This is a genomic window from Sphingomonas sp. NIBR02145 (assembly GCF_027359115.1).
Classification (GTDB): Bacteria; Pseudomonadota; Alphaproteobacteria; order Sphingomonadales; family Sphingomonadaceae; genus Sphingomonas; species Sphingomonas kyeonggiensis_A.
Map to the genome: position 1 here is coordinate 3,371,410 of NZ_CP114791.1, position 15,528 is coordinate 3,386,937.

A 15,528-nucleotide genomic window follows, 5' to 3' on the forward strand; every position below is an offset into this window, starting at 1 on the left:
AAGCCTTAGGCACCCCGCGATTCGCGCGCAACCTTATCAGGCCATGCGGACCAGCCGCGCGATGAAGAAGCCGTCCAGCCCGCCGGCATCCGCCAGCATTCCCGGCAGCAACCGCAGCGTTCCATCTTCCTTCGCATGCACGCCCTGAGGCAGCTCCTCCGACGCGATCGGCGCAATTTTATATCGCGGGTCGCGCAGGAGGAAGGATTCGAGCTGCTCTTCGCCCTCCGACGGTTCCAGCGAGCAAGTCGCGTATACCAGCGTGCCGCCGGGCCTTACCCAATCGGCCGCGCGGGCGAGCAATTTGCCCTGCAGCTCGGCCATCTCGCGGATCAGGCTGGGCCGTACCCGGTGGAGCACATCGGGATGGCGGCGGAAGATGCCCGTCGCGCTGCACGGCGCATCGAGCAGGATCGCATCCACCGTCCCCGAAGGCACCCATTTCAGGAGATCGGCCTCGACCACCTGCGCTTCAAGACCGGTGCGCTCCAGATTCTCGTGAAGTCGCGCCAGACGACTTTCCGACACGTCCACGGACGTCACCTGCCAGCCCGCCGCCGCCAATTGCAGCGTCTTGCCCCCCGGCGCCGCGCACAGGTCGAGCACCGTGCCCGCGCCCTTGCCCAAAAGCCGCGCCGGCATCGAGGCGGCGAGATCCTGCACCCACCAGTCGCCCTCGGCATAGCCGGGCAGCATCGCCACCGGCCCCTTCTCGTCGAGACGAAGCTGGCCGGCGATCAGGCTGGTGCCGGGCAGATCGGGCACGACCGCGGGATCGCGCAGCGTAAGGTCGAGCGGCGGCGGCACCGCAATCGCGCGCTCGGCATCCTCGATCATCTGGTCGCCCCAGGCGGCGTGCCAGCGCAGCGCCACCGCATCGGGCAGCGCCGGCGGCTCGGGCAGGGTCACGCCCTGGCGGACCAAAGTGCCGAACACGCCATGGACCAGCTTGCGCGGACCGCCATCGACCAAGGGCAGCACGGTGGAGATCGCGGCATGGCCCGGCGTGCCGAGCGCCAGCGCCTGCACCAAAGCGATGCGCAAGGCGAAGCGCGCCTTGGCATCCTCGGGCAGCGTCTGCTTGGTCGCCGAATCGATCAGCGCATCGAGATCGGGCAAGCGGCGCAGCACTTCGGCGGCAATCGCATGGGCAAGCCCGCGATCATTGGGCGCGAGACCCTGCGCCGCCGAATCGAGCGCCTGCTCCAGCGCCAGCCCGCGCCGGAGCACCGCATCGAGCAGCTTCAGCGCCGCGCGACGGGTGGGGACGCCGGGGCCATCGGGCGCGGACTGGCGGGGATTGGGGCGACGTGGGGGCTTCACTTGACCTCGTGGATTGGAAGGACGATCTGCAGCCTATGGCCCAGCGCCCCGCAAATGTGAAACCGCCTGCGTATCTGACGCCCAGCCCGCCCGTGCCCAAGCCCGCGCCGGCGGAGAAGGAGCCCGATGCGCTCGACCCGACTCGCTATGGCGATTGGGAGCGCAAGGGTATCGCCGTCGACTTCTAGCATGTTCCCCGGCGAAGGCCGGGGTCCCGTTGCCATGTCGTTCGAGAGGTTCCCGCGCCATCGACAGTGCGCCGAGACTGGGCCCCGGCCTTCGCCGGGGAACTGGGCCGGGGAACTGGGTGGTGGCTGACCCAGAACTTCTTCTTCCTCTTCTTCCTCGTCATCCCCGCGAAGGCGGGGATCCATTGCCGCTGAATGCAGTGAGTCTCACCAAAACCAGCCAGAATGGATTCCCGCCTTCGCGGGAATGACGGAATTTGGAAGCAATTGAGGAAGGTTACTCCCCCAGCGCCGTCAGCAGCTTGAGCACCGTGTTCCAGTTGCGGCCGGTATTGGCGTGGGCGAGCTTGGCCTTCTGCATCGCGGGAATCAGGTTCGAGCGGGCCTGGCCTTCGGGGAAATCGGTGAACAGCTCACGGCCGAGGATCACCATCCGCTCGGGGCCGTCATGGCTTTCGAGGAGCTTGTCGATCGCCGCCTGGCTTGGCGGTTCGCGGTGGAAGGTGACGACGAGAAAGCTCGGGCGCTCCTCGGCTTCCTTCGGGAAGGGATTGGCCGCGACCAGCGTCGCAAGATCGGCGCGATTGCGGACATAGACATCGGACTTGAGCCCGGTCGCCTTTTCCAGCGCGGCATGGAGATCGCGCTCGAGTGCCTCAGGCGTGGCGTCCCCCGCTTCGAACACGACATTGCCCGAGGCGAGGATCGTCTTCACCTGGGTGAAGCCGAGCCCCTCGACCACGGCCTTCAACTCCGCCGATTTGAGCTGGCGCTTGCCGAGGTTGATCCCCCGCAGCATCGCCGCCCATTTCACAGCTTTTCTTCCCGCAAGGGGCGGCTGAGCAAGGCTTCGACCACCTTGGCCACCGGCGCGCCTTCGAGCAGCGCGTTGACCGCTTCGGTGACCGGCATGTCGACCCCGGCATCGCGGGCGGCTTCGCGGAGGACGGGCGCGGTGAAGGCACCTTCGGCCACGGTCTTGCGATCGGCCATCAACTCGGCGGCGCTCCGGCCCTGCCCCAGCCCGAGGCCGAGCGAGAAGTTGCGCGAATTGGTGGAGGAGCAGGTGAGGACGAGATCGCCAAGGCCCGACAGGCCGGTGAGCGTTTCCGCCTGGGCACCGCGGGCCATGCCGAAGCGGGTCATCTCGGCAAAGCCGCGCGCGATCAGCGCGGCGCGGGCGTTGAGCCCGAGCCCGGCGCCCTCGACCACGCCGCAGGCGATGGCGAGGACGTTCTTGACCGCGCCGCCGATCTCCGCGCCGACGACATCGTCCGAGCCATAGGTGCGGAAGGCCGGGCCGGCGAGGCGATCGGACAGGCGCGTGCGCAGCGCCTCATGCTCGCAGGCGAGCGTGACGGCAGTGGGCTTACCGGCGGCGACCTCGTGCGCGAAGGTGGGGCCGGAGAGCACCGCGAGCGGGGCATCGGGCGCGACCTGGTGCGCGACTTCGCCGACCAGCAGCTTGGTGCCGGCCTCGATCCCCTTGGCGCAGAGCACCAGCAGCGTGTTGCCGACCGGGGTTTCGGACAGGACCGCGCGGACATGCTGGGCGGGGGCGACGACCAGCAGCGCTTCCATGCCGGCCAGATCGGCGAGGTTGCCGGTGGCCCGGATGCTCGGGCTGAGCGGGACGTTCGCCAGGAACAGATCGTTGCTGTGGCGCGCGTTGACGCTCTCGACCACTTCCGGCTCGCGCGCCCAGAGCAGCACGTCCTGCTCGCCGCGTGCCGCGACCTGGGCGAGCGCCGTGCCCCAGGCACCGCCGCCGATGACGCCAATCTTCATGCCTTTACTCCCGCACCACGGACCTTTTCCGCATCCGGATCGAGCGGCCAGCGCGGCCGCGCCGCCACGTCGAGCGGATCGCTGAAACCGGCGAGGAAGCGTTCGGCTCCCGCCCAGCCGATCATCGCCGCATTATCGGTGCACAGCCAGAGCGGCGGCGCGACGAAGCGCAGGTTCGATTCGACGGCAAGCTGCTCCAATGCGGTGCGCACCGCCTTGTTCGCGGCGACCCCGCCGGCGACGACCAAAGCGGTCGCTTCGACCCGCTCGATGGCGCGGCGGGTGCGATCGATCAGGCAATCGACCACCGCCTGCTGGAAGGACGCGGCGATATCCTCGGCGCTGTAGAGGCCGACCTTGCGGGCGACATCGCTCTTGAGGCCGGCGAAGGAGAAATGCGGCTCGGCCGAACCGAGCAACGGGCGGGGCAGCGGCACCGCCTTGGGGTTGCCGCGCGCGGCGGCTTCCTCGACCGCCGGGCCGCCGGGAAAGCCGAGGCCGAGCATCTTGGCGGTCTTGTCGAAGGCTTCGCCGGCGGCATCGTCGATCGTGGTGGCGAGACGCTGATATTTGCCGACGCCCTCGACCAGCAGCAGCTGGCAATGGCCGCCCGAGACGAGCAGCAGCAGATAGGGGAAGTGGAGATCGGGATCGGTTAGGCGCGGCGACAGGCCGTGCCCTTCGAGATGGTTGACCGCGATCAGCGGCTTGTTGCCGGCGAGCGCCAGCGCCTTGCCGGTGACCAGGCCAACCATGACGCCACCGATCAGCCCGGGGCCGGCGGTGGCGGCGATCGCATCGACATCGGCGAGGGTGACGCCGGCTTCCTCGAACGCACCCTGGATCAGCGGGCCGATCGCCTCGACATGCGCGCGCGCCGCGATTTCGGGGACGACGCCGCCATAGGGACGATGCGCGGCTTCCTGGCGCGCAAGCTTGTGCGCCAGCACCTGCCGATCGGTGGTGACCAGGGCGGCGGCGGTTTCATCGCAACTCGATTCGAGGCCGAGGATCAGGGCCATTGTGTTCTCTTCATGCTCCGTTGGTTGCGCATCTAGGGTGTCGCGGGGCGATTGTCGAAGTGGCGGGGGGATTTTGGTGGGTGTGGGGCGTCTTGCCCGCAGCGATCGTCATCCCCGCGCAGGCGGGGATCCATTGCCGCTGCGTTCGGTGAGACTCACTTGGGCCAGCCAGAATGGATCCCCGCCTTCGCGGGGATGACGGCGGAGGGGTATACGCTTCAATATCAGCCGGGGAAGCAGTTTGGAGCAGCCGCTTCGACAAGCGGCGCATCAGCCGGTAAGGCATTTCGCATGACCGTTTTCAAACTCGGGACGCGGGGTTCGCCGCTGGCGCTGGCGCAGGCGAACATGGTGCGCGATGCGCTGATGGCGACGCATGGCCTGCCCGATGCCGCCTTCGAGATCGTCGTGATCAAGACCACCGGCGACAAGGTGCAGGACCGCGCGCTCGCCGAGATCGGCGGCAAGGCGCTGTGGACCAAGGAACTCGACCGGGCGCTGCTCGCCGGCGAGATCGATGCCTGCGTCCATTCGATGAAGGATGTCGAGACCTTCCGCACCGACATGATCGCGATCGCCGCGATGCTGCCGCGCGCCGATGTGCGCGACCGGCTGGTGGGGGCCGAATCGATCGACGCGATCCCGCAGGGCGGCGTGCTCGGCACCAGCTCGCCACGCCGCGCCGCCCAGGTGCGGAAACTGCGGCCGGACCTCAGGACGGTGCTGTTCCGCGGCAATGTCGATACGCGGCTGGCCAGGCTGGCCGCCGGCGAGGCCGATGCGACGCTGCTGGCGGCGGCGGGGCTGGCGCGGCTGGGACGTCATGACGTCGGCGTCGAGATCCCCACCAATGTGATGCTGCCGGCACCGGCACAGGGCGCGGTGGGCGTGGAAATCCGCGCCGACGACGCGCATGCCCGCGAGCTGGTAGGCGCGATCGACGATGCGGTGACGCATGGCTGCGTCTCCGCCGAGCGGGCGCTGCTCGCGGCGTTGAAGGCCGATTGCCATTCGCCGGTGGCGGCGCTGGCGACCATCGAGGGCGGCATATTGACGCTCGAGGCCGAGCTGCTGAGCGAGGATGGCACCGCGCATGTCCATGGCGCGATCGAAGGCGCGCCGCTCGACCATGACCTGCCGGCGGCGCTGGCGCGCGACCTGCTCGAGCGCGCGCCCGAAACGGTGCGCCGCCTGTTCGAGGGATGAGCCGGCCGATCGCCGTGCTCCGGCCCGAGCCCGGCAACCGCGTGACCGCGGCGGCGATCGAGGCGGCAGGGCGGACGGCGATCCGGCTGCCGCTGTTCGCGGCGGCACCGGTGGCGTGGGACGCGCCCGATCCGGCCGGGTTCGACGCGCTGCTGCTGACCAGCGCCAATGCGCTGCGCCACGGGGGCGGCCAGCTGGGCGGGCTGCTCGGGCTGCCGGTATATGCGGTGGGGCGGGTGACCGCCGAGGCCGCGGCGCGGGCGGGCTTCCGGGTGGCGCATGTCGGCGAAGGCGGCGCGGACGCGCTGGTCGCCGCGGCCGAGGCGGCGGGGGTGACCCGGGCGCTGTGGCTGGGCGGGCGCGAGGCGGTGTTGCGGGCGGGCGGCGTCGTGACGCGGGCGATCCCCGTCTATGCCAGCGCGCCGCTCGACGTTGCGCCCGGGCAGGCGGTGCGGCTGCGCGGCAGTGTGGCGCTGGTCCAGTCGGCGCGGGCCGGGGCGCGGCTCGCCGAGCTGGTGGCGCCCGACCACCGCGCGATCACCAGCATCGCCGCGATCAGCGCGCGGGCGGCCGCGGCGGCGGGCACCGGGTGGCGGCGGGTCGAAGTCGCCGGCGACATGCGGCCGGACACGCTGATCGCGCTTGCGCTGCACCTCGCCGATTGACCGGGCGGGTGCGGGCAGCGATTAAGGGCATATGAGCGACGAGACCCTCGCGCCCCAGCCGCGCGTGCCGTGGTGGCGGAGCGCCAGCCTGATCGGCACCATCGCCTTTACCGCCGGCATCGGCGTGAGCATCGGCGCGGTCGGCCTGGCCGGCGGATTTTCCCCGCGCGCGCCGGCGCCCGCGCCGCTGCCCGCGCCTGCCAGCGTGTCCGTGCCGGCGCTGCCGCCGGGCACCGATCTGGCGACGCTGGCGGCGCGCGAGACGATGCTGGCGGGCAAGCTCGACCAGATCGAGCTGCGCATCCGCGATTCGGAGGCGAGCTCGCGGGGGGCCGCGGCCTATGCGACGCGGGCGGAACGGATCCTGGTCGCCTTTGCGACGCGGCGCGCGATCGAGCGCGGCCAGCCGCTGGGGCCGCTCGAGGGGCAGCTCAAGCAGCGCTTCGGCGAGCGGAACGGCGAATCGGTCGCCGCGATCCTGCGCGCGGCGGCACAGCCGGTGACGCTGGAGGATTTGCGGCTCGCGCTCGATACGCTGGCGGTACGGCTGGCGAACGATCCCAACGACAGTTTGTGGAACAAGGTGCGGCGGATGCTCGGCAACCTGGTGGTGCTGCGCCAGGCCGATACGCCGAGCCCGCTGCCGGCCGAGCGGCTGCGCCGGGCGCGGCGCGCGCTCGATCGCGGCGATGTCGAGGCGGCGCTGGCGGAAGTGGCGCACATGCCGGGCGTGTCGAGCGCCGAGAGCTGGACCGCGGCGGCGCGGCGCTATGTCGCGGCGCGGGTGGCGCTCACCGATATCGAGCGGGCGGCGATGGATACGCCGCCGCCTGCGCCCCCGGCGGGATAGCCGCATCCTATACCCCATGAAGCCATCCCGACACGCAGCGGGATGCGGAGCCGTTAGGACGGCCGAGAACTAGAGAAGGACGAGGAAATGGCGGAGATGGGCCGGTTCGACTGGGCGGATCCCTTCGGGCTCGATGCGCAGCTGACCGATGAGGAGCGGATGGTCCGCGATGCCGCGCGGGACTACGCGCAGGGCGAACTGCTGCCGCGAGTGACGCGGGCCTATCTCGACGAGCATTTCGACCGCGAGATCATGTCCGAGATGGGCGCGCTGGGGCTGCTCGGCGCGACGATCCCCGAGGCCTATGGCGGCGCGGGGCTGGGCTATGTGTCCTACGGGCTGGTGGCGCGCGAGGTCGAGCGGGTCGATTCGGGCTATCGCTCGGCGATGTCGGTGCAGAGCTCGCTCGTGATGCACCCGATCAACGCATACGGCACTGAGGAACAGAAGCGGAAATACCTCCCCAAGCTGGCGACCGGCGAATGGGTCGGCTGCTTCGGGCTGACCGAGCCGGATGCCGGCTCGGACCCGGGCGGCATGCGTACCCGCGCGGCGAAGATCGACGGCGGCTATCGCCTCACCGGCTCGAAGATGTGGATCACCAACTCGCCGATCGCCGACGTGTTCGTCGTCTGGGCGAAGAGCGAGGCGCATGGCGGCGGGATCAAGGGATTCGTGCTCGAAAAGGGCATGAAGGGGCTCTCCGCGCCGAAGATCGAGGGCAAGCTGTCGCTCCGCGCGTCGATCACCGGCGAGATCGTGATGGACGGCGTCGAAGTGGGCGAGGACGCGCTGCTGCCCGAGGTGCAGGGGCTCAAGGGGCCGTTCGGCTGCCTCAACCGCGCGCGCTACGGCATCGCCTGGGGCAGCATGGGCGCCGCCGAGGCCTGCTTCCACGCCGCGCGGCAATATACGCTCGACCGCGCCCAGTTCGGCAAGCCACTGGCCGCCAACCAGCTGGTCCAGCTCAAGCTCGCCAACATGGAGACCGAGATCGCGCTCGGCCTGCAGGCGGCGCTGCGGGCCGGACGCATGTTCGACGAGGGCACGCTCGCCCCGGAAGCGATCAGCATCATCAAGCGCAACAATTGCGGCAAGGCGCTCGACATCGCCCGCATCGCCCGCGACATGCATGGCGGCAACGGCATCTCGGCCGAATTCCATGTGCTGCGCCATGCGATCAACCTCGAGACGGTCAACACCTACGAAGGCACCCACGACGTCCACGGCCTGATCCTGGGCCGGGCGATCACCGGGATCGCGGCGTTCTGATGACGCCCGACCGGCAGCCGACCCTCGAAGGCGCGCTGGTGACGCTGCGTCCCAGCACGCCGGAGGACTGGAACGCGCTCTACGCGGTGGCGAGCGATCCGCTCGTCTGGGAAGTCCACCCGGCGCATGACCGCTGGCAGGAGCCGGTGTTCCGCGCCTATTTCGACGCCGGCCTGGCCAGTGGCGGCGCGCTGACGATCATCGACAAGGCCAGCGGCCAGGTGATCGGATCGTCGCGCTTCGACAATTGGGAGCCCGAGGCCGACGAGATCGAGATCGGCTGGACCTATCTCGCCCGCGCATTCTGGGGCGGGACGTACAATCGCGAGATCAAGCGGCTGATGCTCAATCATATCCACCGCTATGTGCGCACCGCGGTGTTCACCGTCGGCGTGGACAATGTGCGTTCGCGCAAGGCCATGGAGAAGATCGGCGGCACCGCGCGGCCGGGCATTGTCGACCGGCTGATGGCCGGCGAGATGAAGCCGCACCTGATCTACGAGATCCACCGGCCGTGAAGCCGCTGGAGGGGATCAGGGTCGTCGAGCTGGCGCGGATCCTCGCGGGACCCTGGTGCGGGCAGCTGCTCGCCGACCTGGGCGCCGAGGTGATCAAGATCGAGCGGCCGGGCGAAGGCGACGATACCCGCCATTGGGGCCCGCCCTTCCTGCACGACGCGGACGGCTCGACTCTTGACGCCGCCTATTTCCATGCCTGCAACCGCGGCAAGGAGAGCCGGGCGATCGACATCGCCACCCCGGAGGGGCAGGCGGCGGTGCGCGCGCTGGTGGCCGAGGCGGACGTCGTCATCGAGAACTACAAGGTCGGCGGGCTGGTCAAATACGGGCTCGACGCCGCGAGCCTGCGCGCGCTCAACCCGCGGCTGGTGGTCTGCTCGATCACCGGCTTCGGCCAGACCGGCCCCTATGCGCCGCGCGCGGGATACGACTTCATCATCCAGGGCATGGGCGGCGCGATGAGCCTGACCGGCGAGCCCGACGGCGCGCCGCAAAAGGCCGGCATCGCCTATGCCGACATCTTCACCGGCGTCTATTCGGCGGTGGCGATCCTCGCGGCGCTGCGACGCCGTGACGCCACCGGGCAAGGCGCGCATATCGACATGGCGCTGCTCGACACCCAGGTGGGCGTACTCGCCAACCAGGCGCTCAACTGGATGGCCAACCCGGCCAAGGTGCCGGGGCGGATGGGCAACGGCCATGCGAACCTGGTGCCCTATCAGGCGTTCGACACCCGCGACGGCGCGTTGATCATCGCGGTGGGCAATGACTCGCAGTTCCGCAAGCTCTGCGGGGTGCTGGGGCTCGACTATGGCAGCGACCCGCGCTTCGCGACCAATCCGGCGCGGGTGATGAATCGCGATACGCTGATCCCGCTGCTCGACGCGGCGATCCGGCAATGGGCCAAGGCCGACCTGTACGAGGCACTGGAGGCCGAGGGCGTGCCGGCCGGGCCGATCAACAATGTCGGCGAAGTGTTCGCCGATCCGCAGGTGGTGGCGCGCGGCATGAGGATCGAGCGCGACGGGCTGCCGGGCATCGCCTCGCCTATCACGATCGACGGCGAGCGGATGGTGGCGGACCGGGCGAGCCCGAAGCGGCCTTAGGGGGCGATATAGGGCACGCGTGCAATCCTCCCCCGGGGGAGGATTGCAGTCGGATTCACCCGTCACCGCCTGACTGTTCCCCGGCGAAGGCCGGGGCCCCAGTCGCAACGTCGTTCGAGAGGTTCCTGCGCCATCGATGCTGCGCCGAAACTGGGCCCCGGCCTTCGCCGGGGAACGGTAACGCTGGAAAGCATTCCATCGTCATCCCCGCGCAGGCGGGGATCCATTCTGGCTGCCGAAGCGAGTCTCATTGCCCGCAGCGGCAATGGATCCCCGCCTGCGCGGGGATGACGGAGTAGCATGGCGACGGAGTGACAGGGCGGCGGATTACTGGGAGCGATGGGAGCGCGCGATAGGGACAGCCGCCTTCCCAAAGAAGAAGGGCGGCCCCTTTCGGGACCGCCCTCTTTCGTATCAGTCCTGACGAAAGATCAGAAATTGACCTTCGCGCCGACCGAGAAGCGGCGACCATAGATGCCGTCGCCGGCCTGGACCGGGTTGTAGAGATACGCGCCATAGGTGACCGGATCATAGTCCGGCAGGCGATCGAACAGGTTCAGCACGTTCGCGTAGATCGTGAACTTGTCCGCGACCTTGGCGGTCATGTTGAGGTCGAAGGTGAAGTAGCTCTTCACGCGGCAACCGGTGTACGCGGGCGACGGCGCAAGGCCGCAATCCTTGTACGCATTGCCCTGGTCCATGGCCGAGAGGTCATAGCCCGAGGTGTAGTTGGCCGTACCGGTAACCGTGTAGTTGCCGATCGCGAAGCTGTTCATCCAGCTGCCCTTCCAGCGGAAGGTGCCCGAACCCGCGGTGAGGTTGTAGTTGCCGAGCGTGTCGACATAGGTCTCGCGCGTGCCGTCTGCCAGCGTGGTGCTGAGCTCGAGCATGAGCGTGGCGTCGAGGTTGCTCGTCCAGGTCACCGCGCCGACGTTGAAGCGAGCGTTCGCTCCGAAGTCGATGCCTTCCGCCTTCTGGGTGTTGGCGTTGACATAGTGCGACTGGACATAGGCAACGCGCGGCAGCGCCGACGGGTTGGCCGGATCCACCGCATCCGGGATGACCGTGTAGCCAGCCGGGATCGCCTGGCCGGAATAATAGGCCTGGAGGGCCGCGGCCGACGACAGCGAGGTGATCGCGTCGGTCTTCTTGATGTTGAAGTAGTCAACCGAGAGCGACACGTTGCGCATCGGCGTGAACACCGCGCCCAGCGTGATGCTGCGCGACTTCTCCGGCTTCAGATCCGGCGAAGCGAGCGTGGTCTGGCCGTAGCTCGCGGTACGCAGATACTGCGGGCAGGCGGTGCTGAACGTCGCGACCGAGCAGCCATACTGGGCCAGGTATGCATCGTTGAACAGGCCAGCCGAGTTGGTCACGTAGCCGGTCGTCGGGAGTGCGTTCGACTCGCCGAAGGACGGGATACGGAAACCACGCGACCAGGTGCCGCGCACCGTCAGCATGTCGATCGGGGTGATCTTCGCGCCGACCTTGGGCGAGAAATAGCCCTGGCCGGTCGAGTAATGGTCATAGCGACCCGACAGGTTGAGCTCGACCTGCTGGAGGATCGGCAGGCTCAGCTCGCCGAAGCCCGAGGTGACCGTGCGGTTGCCCTTGGTGCCGAACGCGTTGATCGTGAAGTAGCGCTGGGTCGGACCGTTGATGTCGCTGTTCGCCGAGGGCGAATCGACCGCTTCGTAGAAGAACGAACCGCCGAAGCCGAGCTGCGCCGGGCCACCCGGCAGCTCGAACAGCGACTTGTTGACGCTCGCCTGGACCTGGTAGAGATCCGAGGACGCATCGACGTTCAGTTCCGGCGCCAGATAGTTCAGCGTCGCCTGGCTGTTCGCCGCCGGGTTCACGAAGTTGTACGAACCGTCGGCGATCACATCCAGCAGGTGCTGGATATAGACATAGCCGTTCATCGTGCGACGCAGGTCGGTGTGCATCGCCGTCGCGTCGACCTTGTAGTTCCAGTCGTCGCCGAAGGTGCCCTTGATGCCCGCAGCGGCACGGTACACGCGGCTGCGCGTCTCGTCCTGGCGGGTCAGGTTCGGCATCGCGCCGATGATCGTCGCCGTCTGGCCCGAAGCCGCGAACGGGTTGTTCGGGTTGAGCGTGCCGTTGGCCGCGGTGCAGTTCACGCGCGCGGCGCAGACATAGACCGGGAGGGTCAGCGCGCCCGAGCCGGGTGCGAAGGCGGCGCCGGTGCCACGCGTCGAGAACGGCGCATAGTAGATGCCGGCCGGCGCGTTGGCGTAGATCGACGAGGCAGCGCCGCTATACTGGCTGCGCGACTGCTGGAAGTTCACTTCGAGATAGGCTTCCGTCGAATCGCCGAAGGTCTTGGCGACATGCGCCGAGACGCCGAAGCGATCGACCTGCGGCGCGACCACGCCATACTGGTTGGTCAGGTCCTGCTGGCAGATCGAGGTCGGCAGCAGGCCGCTGGCCGCCTGCTGGGCGGCGGTCGTCTGGGTCAGGTTGCCATTGGCGCAGCCCGACTGGAGCAGCTGGTAGCGACCGCCCGAACCCGGCGCGGCATAGATGTTCGAACCGGCATAGGTCGGTGCGAAATTGTCGCCGTTCACGAGGTTGTTCGGCCCGCCGATGCTGGTCTGGTCGTCCGAGTTGAACGGCGCGCGCAGGTCCTTGGTGTAGACTGCGTCCGAGTGGAAATAGAAGCCGCTGATGTACGCGTTGAAGCCGTCACGATCGAGATCGCCGGTACCGGCGGTGACCGAGAAGCGCTGGCTGGCGGCGATGCCGTCCTGCGAGACGCCGGCCTCGGCGCGGGCCGAGACGCCCTGGAAGCTGCGCTTGGTGATGATGTTGACCACGCCCGCGATCGCATCGGCGCCGTAGCTCGACGAAGCGCCGTCCTTGAGCACTTCGACGCGGTCGATGATGTCGTCCGGAATCGTGTTCAGATCGACGAAGTTGCGGGTCGCGTCGTCGGCGAGCGGATAATAGGCCGCGCGCATGCCGTCGAACAGCACCAGCGTCGAGTTGGTCGACAGGCCGCGCAGCGAGATCGCCGAGGCGCCGCCGGCGAACGCGCCGTTTGCCGAGAAGCTGTTGGTGAGCGTCGGGCCGTTATTGGCGGCGAGGCGCTGCAGGCCGTCCTGCACGGTGGTGATGCCCTTGGCATCGAGCGTGTCGGCGGTGACGGTGGTCACCGGCGAGGTGGTGACCTTGGTCGCGAAGAGCGAGCCGGTGACGACGATTTCGGGGGCTTCGTCGGCCGCCGGAGCGGTCTGTTCGGCGGTGGGGGTGGGAGCGGTGTCCTGCGCGAAGGCGGGGACGGCGAGGAGGCTGGTGGCCAGGGTCAGCGCCGACAAGGCGGTGCCTGCACGCAGCGTGCGAGCGATGTTACGCGTAAACATGATACCCTTTTCATACTGCCCCACGCGCACATTGCGTGGGTACGAACTGGCTCAAACCGCCTGAAACGGCATGTGCGGTGCGTTGGATGAGAGCAGGGGTTTCGCGCGTAAAGCGGCGGTTGGTATAAAGTTGCGCTTTGCCAATCGGCTGTATCCCGAAAGGCACGCATTTTTACTGAGTTGTTTCCGTGGGGTTTCGCAAATGCGCGCCCGCCGCGAGAAAACGGCGGAATTGCGACGGATTCGGGCAGTCTCGCGACCGGGGCCGACGGTTTGACGTCAGGCTTGGCTCGACTCGTCGAGCCGGCGGATCAGCTCCTGCGCCGCCGCGGGTGCGCGGACCTTGCCGCCATGGATGAAGAAGATGAAGGTTTCACGTCGCACCGCGGGCGGGTCCTGGTCCTCGACATAGGGGAGACCGGCCGGGCGGCCGCCCGAGGCCCAGGTCCGTGCCGCCTCGGTCCAGCGCGGCAACTCGGCGTCGGGATAGCAATGGGGATTGTCGTCCTCGCCCGCCTCGAGCCGGGCATAGACGAAGTCGCCGGTGATGTCGGCGATCGCCGGATATTGCCGCGAATCGGCATAGACGATCGCCACGCCGGCCTTGCGGCAGAGGGTGACGAACTCGGGCACCGCGAAGCTCTCGTGCCGCACCTGGACGGCGTGGCGGAGCTTTACGCCTTCATGGGTGCGCGGGAGCAGGTCGAGGAACGCGCCGAAATCCTGGGCGTCGAACTTCTTGGTGGCCATGAACTGCCACATCAGCGGGCCGAGCCGGTCGCCGAGCTCGACCACGCCCTGGCCGACGAACCTGGCGACCGATTCGCCGGCGTCCGCCAGCACCTTGCGATTGGTGCAGAAGCGCGAGCCCTTGACCGCGAAGACGAAGCCGTCGGGCACGGTCTTCGCCCAGCCCTCGAAGGTGGCGGGCTTGAAGCTCGAATAATAGGTGCCGTTGATCTCGATCGCGGTGAGCTGGCGCGAGGCGTATTCCAGCTCCTTCTTCTGCGAGAGCTTCTCCGGATAGAAGGTCCCGCGCCAGGGCTCGAAGGTCCAGCCGCCGATGCCGACTCGAATGGGTGCACTGCTCATGTCGCGCACCCTAGCCGCTTGCCGGGAGGCCGCCAGCCCGAAGCTGGCGGTCAAACCCGCTTAGCGCACCCGCGACCAGGTCTGGGCCTTGCAGATGATGCCGAACAGCACGCAGCCCTTGCCGACCATCTTGTCGCCGTCCTGGAACTGGATCGTGCCCGAGAAGGTCTGGCGGATGTCGGGGACGAACACCTTGCCGCTCCACTTGCCCTGGCCGGCGGGCTTGAGGTCGCGGAACAACCGGGTGCCGACCAGCTGGGTGGTGCCGCCGCGCCTGGCGTCGGCGATCGCCTTGTCGCTGGCCCAGGTGATCGTGCCGCAGACCGCGCCGCCGCAATTGTCGATGCGGATGTGGACGCTGTTGCTGGGATTGCGCCACTCGCTGGCGATCGGCGCGTCGGGCGGCGAACCTGCCGATGCGGGGGTGGCGAGCGAGAACAGCACGAATGCGGGCAGAATCGCCCGAAGGACTTTTCCGAACATGGCGGGGCTTCTTGCGGTTGGAACCTGTATGCCCGCTGAAGTGGAAAGCCCGGCCCCCTCGAACAAGGCCGCTTACGGAAACCCAGCGTTCCGAATCACTCGGTGATTCGCGACCAGGTCTGCGACTTGCAGCCGACGCCGAGCACCAGGCATCCCCGGCCGATCATCTGGTCGCCGTCGATCGTCACGGTGCCCGAGAAGGTCTTGCGGATATCGGGGACGAACACGCTGCCCTTCCAGCGATTCGGGCCGTTCCTGTAGAGATTGCGGAAGATCGGGGTGCCGATCAGGTTCTCGGTGCCGCCGCGCCTGGCATCCGCGATCGCCTTGTCGCTGGCCCAGACGACGGTACCGCAGATCGCGCCCTTGCCACAGGGCTCGTAGCGGATGTGGACGCTGTTGTGCGGGTTGCGCCATACGCCCTCGATCCCGTCGGGCGGGGAAGCGGCGGAAGCGAGAAGAGCGGCGCCAAGCGCCAGAGCGAGCCGTGCGATCATCGGCAACACTTTGTCATCCGACCCCGGGCCCGCGCAAGCCATCCGATAGGCTAGGCGCGGATCGAATCGTCGAACGCCGGCGGAAGGTGACAGATTTTCTGAAGTTCGTTTCCCAGGCACCGGAAATCCGGTGGG

At 68.4% G+C, this 15,528-nt stretch carries 15 protein-coding genes; 7 read left to right on the forward strand and 8 right to left on the reverse strand.

Annotation, left to right across the window (positions count from 1 at the left end; genetic code table 11):
* Nucleotides 1-36: 36 nt before the first annotated feature.
* Nucleotides 37-1,323 carry an RsmB/NOP family class I SAM-dependent RNA methyltransferase gene (locus tag O3305_RS15140; RefSeq protein ID WP_269573292.1) on the reverse strand — a complete coding sequence of 429 codons (1,287 nt, stop codon included), beginning with the start codon at nucleotides 1,321-1,323 and terminating at the stop codon, nucleotides 37-39.
* A 35-nt stretch (nucleotides 1,324-1,358) separates the two neighbouring features.
* On the opposite strand from O3305_RS15140, the gene O3305_RS15145 reads away from it, so the two are divergent.
* On the forward strand, nucleotides 1,359-1,511 hold the full coding sequence (locus tag O3305_RS15145) for a DUF1674 domain-containing protein (RefSeq protein WP_184163449.1): 153 nt from the start codon (nucleotides 1,359-1,361) through the stop codon (nucleotides 1,509-1,511).
* Between the two features lie 277 nt (nucleotides 1,512-1,788).
* Here the strand turns inward: O3305_RS15145 and O3305_RS15150 are convergent, their stop codons facing one another.
* Genes O3305_RS15150 through tsaD form a run of 3 tightly spaced genes read right to left on the reverse strand, consistent with a single transcriptional unit; the run spans nucleotide 1,789 to nucleotide 4,321 of the window.
* Entirely contained in the window at nucleotides 1,789-2,310 is a 522-nt protein-coding gene (locus tag O3305_RS15150; protein WP_269573293.1) for a DUF1697 domain-containing protein, read from the reverse strand.
* An 11-nt stretch (nucleotides 2,311-2,321) separates the two neighbouring features.
* On the reverse strand, nucleotides 2,322-3,299 hold the full coding sequence (locus tag O3305_RS15155) for an NAD(P)H-dependent glycerol-3-phosphate dehydrogenase (RefSeq protein WP_269573294.1): 978 nt from the start codon (nucleotides 3,297-3,299) through the stop codon (nucleotides 2,322-2,324).
* The gene (tsaD, locus tag O3305_RS15160; protein WP_269573295.1) at nucleotides 3,296-4,321 is read right to left on the reverse strand and encodes a tRNA (adenosine(37)-N6)-threonylcarbamoyltransferase complex transferase subunit TsaD; all 1,026 of its coding nucleotides are present in this window, start codon (nucleotides 4,319-4,321) and stop codon (nucleotides 3,296-3,298) included. Before tsaD ends, O3305_RS15155 begins: the two co-directional genes overlap by 4 nt.
* Nucleotides 4,322-4,612: 291 nt before the next feature.
* Here tsaD and hemC point away from each other — a divergent pair, with 291 nt between their 5' ends.
* The 6 genes from hemC to O3305_RS15190 all read left to right on the forward strand — a co-directional run bounded on the left by hemC (nucleotide 4,613) and on the right by O3305_RS15190 (nucleotide 9,938).
* Nucleotides 4,613-5,527, forward strand: a complete 915-nt coding sequence (gene hemC, locus O3305_RS15165; RefSeq protein WP_269573296.1) for a hydroxymethylbilane synthase — start codon at nucleotides 4,613-4,615, stop codon at nucleotides 5,525-5,527.
* The gene (locus tag O3305_RS15170; RefSeq protein ID WP_269573297.1) at nucleotides 5,524-6,192 is read left to right on the forward strand and encodes a uroporphyrinogen-III synthase; all 669 of its coding nucleotides are present in this window, start codon (nucleotides 5,524-5,526) and stop codon (nucleotides 6,190-6,192) included. Before hemC ends, O3305_RS15170 begins: the two co-directional genes overlap by 4 nt.
* Nucleotides 6,193-6,223: 31 nt before the next feature.
* A complete protein-coding gene (locus O3305_RS15175) occupies nucleotides 6,224-7,042 on the forward strand; it encodes a hypothetical protein (protein WP_269573298.1) in 819 nt (272 codons plus the stop codon).
* Between the two features lie 87 nt (nucleotides 7,043-7,129).
* On the forward strand, nucleotides 7,130-8,314 hold the full coding sequence (locus tag O3305_RS15180; RefSeq protein ID WP_269573299.1) for an acyl-CoA dehydrogenase: 1,185 nt from the start codon (nucleotides 7,130-7,132) through the stop codon (nucleotides 8,312-8,314).
* Entirely contained in the window at nucleotides 8,314-8,832 is a 519-nt protein-coding gene (locus tag O3305_RS15185) for a GNAT family N-acetyltransferase (protein WP_269573300.1), read from the forward strand. Before O3305_RS15180 ends, O3305_RS15185 begins: the two co-directional genes overlap by 1 nt.
* Nucleotides 8,829-9,938, forward strand: coding sequence for a CaiB/BaiF CoA transferase family protein (locus tag O3305_RS15190; protein ID WP_269573301.1), 1,110 nt, complete (start codon nucleotides 8,829-8,831; stop codon nucleotides 9,936-9,938). The genes O3305_RS15185 and O3305_RS15190 overlap by 4 nt, the downstream gene beginning before the upstream one ends.
* Nucleotides 9,939-10,369: 431 nt before the next feature.
* Here the strand turns inward: O3305_RS15190 and O3305_RS15195 are convergent, their stop codons facing one another.
* From O3305_RS15195 to O3305_RS15210, 4 genes are all read right to left on the reverse strand, one after another.
* The gene (locus O3305_RS15195; protein ID WP_269573302.1) at nucleotides 10,370-13,321 is read right to left on the reverse strand and encodes a TonB-dependent receptor domain-containing protein; all 2,952 of its coding nucleotides are present in this window, start codon (nucleotides 13,319-13,321) and stop codon (nucleotides 10,370-10,372) included.
* A 279-nt stretch (nucleotides 13,322-13,600) separates the two neighbouring features.
* Nucleotides 13,601-14,413, reverse strand: coding sequence for a DUF72 domain-containing protein (locus O3305_RS15200; RefSeq protein WP_269573303.1), 813 nt, complete (start codon nucleotides 14,411-14,413; stop codon nucleotides 13,601-13,603).
* Between the two features lie 60 nt (nucleotides 14,414-14,473).
* Entirely contained in the window at nucleotides 14,474-14,896 is a 423-nt protein-coding gene (locus O3305_RS15205; RefSeq protein WP_269573304.1) for a DUF2147 domain-containing protein, read from the reverse strand.
* Nucleotides 14,897-14,991: 95 nt separating this feature from the next.
* Nucleotides 14,992-15,393 carry a DUF2147 domain-containing protein gene (locus tag O3305_RS15210; RefSeq protein ID WP_269573305.1) on the reverse strand — a complete coding sequence of 134 codons (402 nt, stop codon included), beginning with the start codon at nucleotides 15,391-15,393 and terminating at the stop codon, nucleotides 14,992-14,994.
* Between the last annotated feature and the right edge of the window lie 135 nt (nucleotides 15,394-15,528).